The organism is Enterobacter sp. GD03975 (assembly GCF_029838645.1).
Taxonomy (GTDB): domain Bacteria; phylum Pseudomonadota; class Gammaproteobacteria; order Enterobacterales; family Enterobacteriaceae; genus Enterobacter; species Enterobacter quasihormaechei.
The window spans coordinates 85114-95749 of sequence record NZ_JAOBZC010000001.1 but is presented as its reverse complement, the minus strand read 5'-3'; the positions used below and the strand labels follow the sequence as shown (position 1 = coordinate 95749).

Genomic DNA, 10636 nt, shown 5'->3' with positions numbered 1-10636 from the left:
CAGGTGCGCGTATTCCTGTGGATATGTCCACCAGATGGATGTAGCTATCCCTGGGAAAAATCACCCATTATTGTCTTACTTATTTCGCGCAGAAAGGCGCGCCTTTTTTTAACTCAAATCAGGTAGCTTCGCGGCAGCGTTTTTCTCGATTCCGATAAGCGGCATGAGATTATCCACTGCGGATGCGTAATTAATCGCCGCACTCCAGCCATCGTATTCAGCCATTATTTTTGCTGAGGTAGCAGCCCAGACATCCTGTTCCACGCTGAGCAGATCGTTAATGCTGCGCTTGCTCAGGGTATATTCATTTTTGTAGACGTCGCGGGCGCGCAGCGCATTTTCCAGCTGTCGTTTCCCGGCCTCCATTCGTCCTCGCGCTCCAGTCCAGTCGGCCTGCGCGACGGAGGCTTTTTGCAGGACATCAAAACGGGCCTGATCGACCTGAGTCGATGCCATCGCCCTTGCCCCTTCAGCCTGACGCACGCGCGCCGAGACCGCGCCGCCCTGATAAAGCGGTGCGTCAATATTGAGCTGGATCTGGTCATCCCAGTAGGCGCGATTATCCGACTCATACCGGGTCCGGCCCCCTTTCAGGCTCAAGGTCGGCCAGTGCTGAGACTTCGCGGTTTCGACCCCATACTGAGCGGAACGCTCCATGTTCTGTGCGGCCATCACCGCAGGAATCAGTGAATAATCAATACGATTGAGAGAACCCGGCTCCACGGCCAGACTTCCAGGTACCGGTGAATAGCGTTCAGCCTGTATGCCGGTTAATACCGCCAGCCGCGCGCGGGCGCTATTCAGGGACGCATTGTACTGCTCTACCGTGGCCTGCATACCGGCGATACGGGTACGGGTCTGAAGCTCGTCAGAGGTGGAGCTTACGCCAGCATCGGCGCGGAGTTTTGCCAGTTGCTCAACGTTTTTAAGCGCCTGCACGTTCTCTGTTGCCGCCTGCAACAGATCGCTGTAGCGCTTGACCTCCACATAGCTGAGGGCCGTTTTTTCCGCGACGGCAGATATCGTGCCCATCAGCTGATAGCGATAGCTGTCACGCTGCGCTGAAGACTGGCTGATGCTGTTGTTGGTCTTGCCAAAATCGTACACCAGCTGCGTCAGGCTCAGGCCCCAGGCAGCGGAATTTCGCAACGAGCCGCTCGAATCGGTGGTCTGGCTGTGACCGGTGCTCCCGTTCAGGGCAATTTGTGGCATCCAGGCACTGCGCGCTTCATCTATTTGCGCCTGGCCGATCCCCAGCTGTGCCGCCTGCTGGCTCACCGACGGATCGCGGTCCAGTGCGAAAAGAATACTTTCTTTCATTGTCATTGCCGCAACGGGCGATATTCCCACCGGGCCGTTATTTGCATGCGCCGCAGTCACCACCAGCGAAATGAAGGTCAGTGAAGCAGATAATTTAAGCAACCTGTTATTGCATTTCATCTTCATTATCTCCTCCGACTCCAGGTAATGGCTAAATAATTACCCATGAAGAGGTATAAATATTTTTTCAAATATTCCCCCACTCCTGTTTGATAAATTCAGGTAATAGTTCCCCATACCCATTTCATTTGAGATGAGAGCCGTACTACGTCTATTTTATTTTAAGAATTTACTTAAAAATTAATTGATTTGCAGCATAACAAAATGTGATATGTGCAACCACACCCGCAATGTTAACGTGGTGTTGCAAACAAGAAAAAAGATGGGGTTTCTGGACAAAACGCTATAAGACGCGTTTTAAATGAAACTTATAAAACCCCTGTAATTAAAGGAAAATTCCGAAATGGCCTGATGTACATTTTTGCGTTAATTTCATCTCGAATCAGACACAAAGATTTTCAAAGAAGTGTCAACTTAAGTAATTCGGCGGATAAAATTGAACTATTATGCTATTCACTTGAATCTATATAGATACAAGCACTATTTTTTAATTATAAATTAGATAAAAAAACCAATTACCGTCTGTAAACTGGCGACTTAACCCAAATTTCTATGTAAAACATAGCGATAACAACCTGGATAAAAGTTAAATACATGTTTTTGAAGAATGATTAATGCGATATCAATAATAACCTCATTAAACTGTTTTTAGATAACATTGCACGCCTGCCTCATTTCTTTTCCTGCAAAATGCTGTAAACTGCGAGATATTGCGACATTTTGCAGGATAGTGCCCTCATGCATAAAACCGCCAGACAGAAATATGTGCTTGATATTATTAGTGAACAAGGCCAGGCCAGCATCACCGAGCTGGCAGAAAGGCTACAGGTATCGGCTGACACCATCCGTCGCGATTTGACCGACCTGGAAAAGCAGGGCCTTGCGCAAAAAAACCATGGTGGAGCCATCGCACTCAATCTCTCGACGATGACCCGTGTCAGCAGGAATACCTTGCTTCCTGAAATTAAGCAGCAGTTGGGTAAACAGGTGGCGCAACATGTGCCTGCGGGCTCGACGCTTTTTCTGGACGCGGGAAGCACAATACTGGCCGTTGCCTCTTTCCTTCAGGGGCCGCTGACCATCATTACCCCTTCTCTCGATATCGCCCAGCTGGTTAGCGCTCGGGAGGATATTGACCTGATCCTGCTCGGTGGAAAGTGGGATCAGAAACAGCGCCTGTTTGCCGGAAGTGCCACCCTTTCCCTGCTCTCTCGCTACCGGGCAGATATCGCCATTCTTGGCGCATGCGCCATTCATGCCGAGCTCGGGTTAAGCGCCAGTCAGGAGGCGGATGCCGAGGCCAAGCGAGCCATGCTGGCCGCAAGCCAGGCGCGCTGGATAGTCGCCGATCACCTGAAGCTCAACCAGTGCGAACCGTATCTGGTTTCGGGGTTATCCAAGATTCATCAACTGTTTTTAGATCGTCCCTGGGCAGAGCTCGGGGACCCTGGCGCCTTGCAGGTTACCGTTTGCGCGCATTAACGTGGAGAAGGTCATGAATAAAGTGAAGACAATCAATATTGCGCTGATCGGGTATGGTTTTGTAGGTAAGACGTTTCATGCCCCGCTGATCCGGTCCGTCGATGGCCTGAAGCTGGCGGTGGTCTCATCCCGGGATGAAGAGAAGGTCAAACGCGATCTGCCCGACGTCCTCGTTGTCGCCACGCCAGAAGAGGCCATTCAGCACCCGGATATCGGCCTGGTGGTGATCGCCTCCCCCAACGCGACCCATGCGCCGCTGGCTACGCTGGCCCTGAACGCCGGCAAGCACGTGGTGGTAGATAAGCCGTTCACGCTGGATATGCAGGAAGCGCGGGATCTGATTACGCTGGCTGAAGAAAAACAGCTGCTGCTTTCTGTCTTCCATAACCGCCGCTGGGACAGCGATTTTCTCGGCATTAAGCAGGTGATTGCGCAAGGCAGCATCGGCAAGGTAAAACACCTTGAGTCACATATCGATCGTTTCCGCCCGGAAGTTCGCGTGCGCTGGAGAGAGCAAAACGTTCCCGGCAGCGGCCTGTGGTTTGACTTAGGCCCGCACATGATTGACCAGACGCTACAGCTTTTTGGACTGCCACAGTCGGTGCAGGGCAACATCGCCACGCTGCGTGACGGCGCAGAGATTAACGACTGGGCGCACGTGGTGCTGAATTATCCTGAACACAAAGTGATCCTCCATTGCAGCATGCTGGTGGCGGGCGGCGTTTCACGCTTTACGGTCCACGGCGACAAAGCGAGCGTGGTGAAAGCGCGCATCGACCAGCAGGAAGCCCAGCTGCTGGCGGGCGTCATTCCAGGCAGCGAAAGCTGGGGTGAAGACAGCGACGATATGGTGCTGTTTAATGCTCAGGGTGAAGCCAGCGCTATCCCTGCGCCAAAAGGCGATCAGCGACAATACTATATCAACGTGCGCGATGCCCTGAACGGCAAGATTGATAATCCGGTCCATCCGGTGGAAGCGCTGGCGGTGATGGCGGTGCTGGAAGCGGCGGTAAAATCGTCGGAAACGGGTTCAACCCAGACGCTGGAGTTAACGGCGCAGGAACGCGCGCAGCTGCAATAAACAGCGAAAAAAATGCCCTGCGGACTGGCAGGGCATTATCGTTTACTGACGCTTTTTCGGCATCATGCGCAGCAGCGTGTTGTCTTTCCAGAAATAGTGATGCATCAGCGCGGCAAAGGCGTGCAAACCAATGACGAAATAGCCCAGATTCGCCAGGGTCACGTGCCACTCTTTTAGGCTGTCCACCAGGTCAAAATTCCCCTGCGCCGCATGCGGCATCGTCAGGCCAAAGGCAAACCAGTCATTTCCCCGGTTATACATCATCACGATGCCGATCAGCGGCAGCGCAATGAACAGCAGGTAGATAACCAGATGCCCCAGATGAGATAGCCCGGTGATCATCGCTTTTGGCTTCGGTTGAATAGGCGGAGCCGGGAATTTAAGGCGAATAAGCAGGCGCGCCACCATCAGCACCAGGATGCTGATCCCGCAGGAAACGTGGATCATATTAATGAGCGGACGATCGCTTCGCGGGAACCATCCCCTGAACTCCATGGCGCAATAGGCCATAATGACTAACAGAAAAACCAGCCAGTGAATGCTGATTTGCAGACCCGTATATTTTGTGCGCATGTCGTTTCCCGATAAATAACAACTAACGCGCCAACATAACCACCTTTCCTGAAAATGTGAACCCCCTCGCACGGAGGGGGCTCTTGATTACGACTGCAAATAGACCACCTGCGTCTGCAAATACTCATTCAGACCGTGTTTACCGTCCGCCCCGCCTATACCGGATTTCCGCCAGCCCGCATGGAAGCCCTGCATCGCTTCAAAGTTTTCGCGGTTAATGTAGGTCTCACCGAACTTAAGCCCTTTAATGGCTTTCATGGCGACGTTCAGATCCTGCGTATAAACAGACGAGGTTAAACCGTAGTCACTGTCGTTGGCCATTTTCAGCGCCTCTTCCAGCGTGTCGAAAACCACCACGGGCAGCACCGGACCAAAGGTCTCTTCGTGCATGATGGTCATATCCTGACGCACGTCCAGCAGCAGCGTTGGGGGATAGAAATACCCTTTGCCTTCTGCTGCCTTACCGCCAAGGACAACTTTTGCCCCTTCCTGCACCGCGCGCGCCACCTTCTGCTCCACGCGCTCCAGCGCGGCGGCGTTGATCAGCGGCCCCATGGCAATGTCGGTTCGTTCCGCCGGATTGCCGAACTGGACGGCTTTCATGGCCTCGCCCAGACGATTGACAAAGCGGTCGTAGATCCCTTTCTGGACGTAAACACGTTCAGCGCAGTTACAGACCTGTCCGGTGTTGATAACGCGTGAATCGACAATGGCCTTCACGGCCAGCTCAAGGTCCGCATCGTCCATCACGATAGCCGGTGCTTTACCGCCCAGCTCCAGCCCCACTTTGGTGATGTTTTTCGCAGCCGCTGCCATGATCTTCTCACCCGCCCCGACGCTGCCGGTCATGCTTACCATCGCCACCTTCGGGTTCCCGGCCAGCTCCTGTCCAACGGTTTCACCGCGGCCCAGCACCAGGTTAAAGACGCCTTTCGGCAGGCCAATCTCGTCGACGATTTTGGCGAACGCAATGGCGTTGTTTGGGGTAAATTCGCTCGGCTTGATAACGATGGTGTTGCCGGTGATCAGCGCGGGGGCGAGCTTACGGGCGATCAGGAAGAAGGGAAAGTTCCACGGCAGGATACCGGTGGTCACGCCGAGGGCGCGTTTAAACACCAGAATATTCTCGCCCGGACGGTCGCTCTGAATGATTTCCCCTTCATAACGACGCGCCCACTCGGCCATATAGTCGATATAGTCAGCGGTAAAGTTCACTTCCACTTCCGCCAGCTGCTGGATCTTGCCGCCTTCGGCCACAATCAGCGCGCTGATTTCGCTGACGCGCTCGCGGATCCCGGCGGAAATTTTGCGCAGCCAGCCTGCGCGTTCAATGGCAGGCAGCGCCTCCCATCCAGCCTGCGCGCGCTCTGCCGCGTCAATGGCTTTGCGGGCATCCTCGGCGCCGCCGTCGGGAATACGGGAAATGACCTCTTCCGTGGCCGGATTGATCACGTCAATCCATGCATCACCCTGCCAGGCAACAAACTGTCCATCAATATACATAGGATGTTGTACGGGTACTGTCATAACCTGCTCCTGTAATTACACTGTTTTCAACAAGTAAACTTATTGTTAAAAACTATAATTACCGGGGCAAATGCCTACTGTATGAGCCTGTTTTTGTGAGATATCTCATAAAAGAAACGGGTCAGCACGCTTCAGGAATTACAAATCGGCAACATGAGATGACCGTTTGCGTAAAAGATGGCGCAAACGGGCAGATCGCTACAGCAAAGAACGGCTCACCAGCGCGTCGGTGAGAATGACGTCGTTTCGCAAGGTCTGCCACGCCGACTCCACCTCGGCGGGGATGTCGACGTGGGCAATAAAGTCACGCCCCGCCGGACCGTAGCCGTTAATGTCGTCCCTTAATCTCGGAAGTTCACCCAGCACCAGCGACAGGTAGCGCTCTACCGGCCATAACCCCTCAACCGGGCCGCTAAAGACCAGACCGTCGTCGCTGTTTTGCAGCACCGGGGTCAGGCCGGGGTGACTCACCCAGGCGGGCGATACGCTCTCGTCGCGGCATACGCGGGCAAACGTAGCCATTGTGCGACGCTGCATCGTCGGGTCCTGCACCACCAGCACACGTGCGGCATTCAGCCCGGATTGTTTCATCAACGCCCAGCTGAAGCGGGCATTTTCCCCGCAGTTGGTGGACTGGTCCTCAACGTGCAGTTTCTCAGCCGGAATATTCCAGAACTCGCGGGCGATGTCGGCAAGAATAGCCGCCTCGGCCCGCCCGGTGGTGGGTATCCTGTTGTAGCGGGGGTGTTTCGCAATCGCGGCGTAAAGGAAGGTCGTCGAGTGACCGATCCCGCCGCTGATGATCAGAGGAACACCCTGTTCAGCCGCGATTTTACAGGCAGCATCAATCGCGGGAATAACCGCGTTACCCGCCAGAATCACCAGATCAACGGGCTGGTTGTCCTGATAGTCATCCTGAGCAAGCCACGCCCCGACGGTATTCACGGCGTCGAGGGTTGTGCCAGGCAGACAGGGGAAAAGTGCCATTGTCATCGTTACCTCCTTACAGCATTCATCTTTAGAGTACTTCACGCAACGGGGTTGAAAAGGAGATCACTCTGAAAGCGGAGGTGCTCATTACGCTGCATATTTGTCATTTTGATGAAATAACCAGAAACATCCAAAAACAATTGGGTTGCACCCTAGGTTTGTGCTTTTGATTATCTGCCCTTCAATACATCCTGCCAAAACAGCGTGCTTAAAAAGCACCTGTTGCTGCTTAATCCATCGTGATCTGACCCGTTTTAGTTCTGGCTGACTTGCCAAACGTAACATCCAACCCTAAGTTTCTTAACAATTTCACAACCATTACACACCGACAGGTTGCACCTGAAGCGCGCCAGGTAACACCTCTATCATCATCCACGTGGCGGAGTTTTGAGTCATGGCACAACATGAGAGCACGACAACGGTATTGCGGAAAAACAAAAAGGTATTAATTGCCAGTCTTACGGGAAGTTCTATTGAATGGTTTGATTATTTTCTCTATGGCACCGCTGCCGCCCTGGTGTTTAACAAGATTTTCTTTCCGATGGTCGACCCGGTAATCGGGCTGATCCTCTCCTATCTCTCCTTCTCGTTGACCTTCTTTATTCGCCCCATTGGCGGCGTTCTCTTTGCACATATCGGGGATCGTATCGGTCGCAAAAAAACGCTTGTCCTCACCCTTTCATTGATGGGAGGTGCAACCGTGATGATTGGCCTGCTGCCCACCTACGACATGATCGGGATGTGGGCGCCCGCGTTGCTGATCCTGATGCGTATTATTCAGGGGATGGGTATCGGCGGTGAATGGGGTGGCGCGCTGCTGCTGGCTTACGAGTATGCGCCAGAAAACCGCAAAGGCTTCTTCGGCAGTATTCCGCAGGCGGGCGTTACCATCGGCATGTTGATGGCGACATTTATCGTCTCGCTAATGACGCTGTTCAGCGAAGAGGATTTTCTCTCCTGGGGCTGGCGCATTCCGTTCCTGCTCAGTTCCGTGCTGGTATTATTGGGGCTGTGGATCCGGAAAGATATTGACGAAACGCCTGATTTCCAGAAAGTGAAAAAATCCGGTCAGGTTGCGAAAGCTCCGCTGCGCGACACCCTAAAACACCACTGGCGTGAAGTGCTAATTGCCGCCGGGCTTAAGGTTGTTGAGACAGCACCGTTCTACATTTTCTCCACGTTTGTGGTGAGCTACGCCACTACCACCCTGACCTATCAGAAATCCCAGGCGCTGGAGGCAGTAACTCTTGGCGCACTGGTCGCCACTATCATGATCCCGCTGATGGGGCTGCTCTCCGACAGGGTTGGCCGCCAGCGAATGTACTCCGTCAGTGTCTTCGTGCTCGGCCTGTTTATCGTGCCCTGGTTTATGCTGCTGAATACCGGTACCACCTGGGGAATTGTGCTCGCGACCGTTATCGCTTTTGGCGTACTGTGGGCACCGGTGACGGCAGTTCTCGGGACGCTCTGCTCTGAAATTTTCAGTGCCAACGTTCGCTACACCGGTATCACGCTGGGTTATCAACTTGGGGCCGCGCTGGCAGGCGGAACGGCACCGCTAATAGCTACCGGACTGCTGGCGAAATACGATGGCGACTGGGTACCCGTGGCCTGGTATCTGGGCGTGACGGTTGCTATCTCCCTCGTTGCAATTTTTTGTGCCAGCCGCATCAACCGTGAACGCCACCTTCAGGCCCAGCCGGAACAGCGATAATATTATTGCGGCTCCGTTCGCGAGCCGCACTTTTTCTTCATTATTCCCTCTACATTTGATTAACATACAATAATCGTATTCACTTGAATTATGATTTGCGGCAACCGTAGAATCATTAGCCCGCTCACAATTCAACTTTTTGAAAGGTAAACCCCGTTATGCGCCTGCCCCAACGCGACCCTTATGCTCCTCGCGAGTGGCAGCCACACGAGAAACCCGCCCTGCTGGGTTCCCCTTCCACCCCGGAACATCCCACTCCAAAACGGATCGCATACGGCGTGGTCGGCCTGTTGGTGTGTCTGACCGGGGCGCTGGGTAACGCGGTCGTCACCGCCAATCTGCAAAATCTGCAAGGCACCTTCGGCGCCTGGTCGACCGAAATCGCCTGGCTGCCCGCGGTCTATGTTATGACCAACGTCTCCATAAACCTGCTGCTGGTGAAGTTTCGCCAGCAGTACGGTTTACGCGCGTTTACGGAAGGCTTCCTGGTGCTGTATGTGCTGGTCACCTTTTTCCACCTGTTTGTGAACGATCTCAGCTCGGCGCTGATGGTGCGTGCGGCGCACGGGATGGTCGCCGCCGCGCTCAGCTCGCTCGGCATTTATTACCAGATACAGGCCTGGCCCGCGAAGCATCGACTGAAGGCGTTGACCATCGGCATTACCGGATCGTCGCTGGCGATCCCGCTGGCGCGGCTGTTCTCCACCGAGCTGTTACAGCTTGACGAGTGGCGTGGACTGTACTTCTTCGAACTGGGTCTGGCCCTGATATCGCTGGCCTGCGTGATGGTGCTAAAGCTGCCCCCGGGCGATCGGCGCAAAGTCTTCGAGAAAAAAGATTTCATCACCTTCTTTTTGCTGGCGCCCGGCATGGCGCTGCTGTGCGCGGTTCTGTCGTTAGGGCGTCTGGACTGGTGGTTTGAAGCGCCGTGGATCGGCTGGGCGCTGGCTCTCTCGCTGGTGCTGATTGTCTCAGCGATTGTGTTTGAGCATAACCGCAGCAACCCACTACTCAATACCCGCTGGCTCTCCAGCGGCAGCATCGTACGTCTGGGGCTGATTATGCTGCTGATCCGCATCGTGCTGGCGGAGCAGAACACTGGCGTCATTGGCTGGCTGCAATATGTAGGCCTACAGAATGAACAGATGACCCATCTGGCATGGGCTATTTTCGCCGGGATTGTCTGCGGTATCGTCACCAGTTGCCTGACGATAAAACCCACTAAACTGGCCTGGCCGATTATCACCTCGCTGGCGCTGATGATTATCGCCTCGCTGCTGGACAGCCAGTCCAACAACCTGACCCGACCGGATCAGCTGATGTTCAGCCAGTTCCTGCTGGGCTTCGGCAGCGCTTTCTTCCTCGCGCCTGCGATGCTGGCTGCCATTGGCGGGGTGATCGCCGACCCGCGCAACCTGGTCAGCTTTTCCGTGATGTTTGGCATGAGTCAGAACCTTGGTGGCCTGCTGGGTTCCGCGATCCTCGGCACCTTTCAGACCTGGCGCGAAAAGTACCATTCCAGCCTGCTGGCCGACCAGCTCACCACCCTGAACCCGCTGGTGAACGAACGTATTCAGCTTTACACCCAGATGTATAAAAGCCTGATTGGCGACAGTTCCCTGCTGGGCACTCAGGCCATTACCCAGCTCCAGACGGTGACGGCGCTTGAGGCAAATATTCTGGCTTACAACGATACTTATTTACTGACGGCGAGCATTGCCATTGCCACGCTGGTCTGGATTTTATGGCGCTTGCTGCGCCTGCGCATCACGGCCCGTATGGCCCTTAAGAACGCCACTGGCAATAAGTCATGATTATTTTTCAGGAGA

Annotated in this window: 8 protein-coding genes; 4 read left to right on the top strand and 4 right to left on the bottom strand. The window is 54.2% G+C overall.

The window, feature by feature from the left end; all coding sequences use genetic code 11:
- Nucleotides 1–108: 108 nt before the first annotated feature.
- Entirely contained in the window at nt 109–1446 is a 1338-nt protein-coding gene (locus N5C09_RS00455) for a TolC family outer membrane protein (protein ID WP_112792287.1), read from the bottom strand.
- A 732-nt stretch (nt 1447–2178) separates the two neighbouring features.
- On the opposite strand from N5C09_RS00455, the gene N5C09_RS00450 reads away from it, so the two are divergent.
- Entirely contained in the window at nt 2179–2922 is a 744-nt protein-coding gene (locus N5C09_RS00450; RefSeq protein ID WP_279748201.1) for a DeoR/GlpR family DNA-binding transcription regulator, read from the top strand.
- Nucleotides 2923–2935: 13 nt separating this feature from the next.
- Nucleotides 2936–4003, top strand: coding sequence for an oxidoreductase (locus tag N5C09_RS00445; RefSeq protein WP_279748200.1), 1068 nt, complete (start codon nt 2936–2938; stop codon nt 4001–4003).
- Nucleotides 4004–4045: 42 nt separating this feature from the next.
- On the opposite strand, the gene cybB is transcribed toward N5C09_RS00445, so the two are convergent.
- The 3 genes from cybB to N5C09_RS00430 all read right to left on the bottom strand — a co-directional run bounded on the left by cybB (nt 4046) and on the right by N5C09_RS00430 (nt 7096).
- Nucleotides 4046–4576 (bottom strand): cytochrome b561, encoded by a 531-nt coding sequence (gene cybB / locus N5C09_RS00440; RefSeq protein ID WP_064910579.1) that lies wholly within the window; start codon nt 4574–4576, stop codon nt 4046–4048.
- 87 nt (nt 4577–4663) lie between these two features.
- Nucleotides 4664–6103: an aldehyde dehydrogenase gene (gene aldA, locus N5C09_RS00435; RefSeq protein ID WP_063866765.1), complete on the bottom strand. Its 1440-nt coding sequence runs from the start codon at nt 6101–6103 to the stop codon at nt 4664–4666.
- A 198-nt stretch (nt 6104–6301) separates the two neighbouring features.
- Nucleotides 6302–7096: a YdcF family protein gene (locus N5C09_RS00430; protein WP_193527324.1), complete on the bottom strand. Its 795-nt coding sequence runs from the start codon at nt 7094–7096 to the stop codon at nt 6302–6304.
- A gap of 391 nt (nt 7097–7487) precedes the next feature.
- Here N5C09_RS00430 and N5C09_RS00425 point away from each other — a divergent pair, with 391 nt between their 5' ends.
- Both N5C09_RS00425 and N5C09_RS00420 read left to right on the top strand, forming a co-directional pair.
- Nucleotides 7488–8807, top strand: coding sequence for an MFS transporter (locus tag N5C09_RS00425; protein WP_279748199.1), 1320 nt, complete (start codon nt 7488–7490; stop codon nt 8805–8807).
- Nucleotides 8808–8971: 164 nt separating this feature from the next.
- Nucleotides 8972–10621, top strand: coding sequence for an MFS transporter (locus N5C09_RS00420; RefSeq protein WP_279748464.1), 1650 nt, complete (start codon nt 8972–8974; stop codon nt 10619–10621).
- Nucleotides 10622–10636 lie beyond the last annotated feature (15 nt).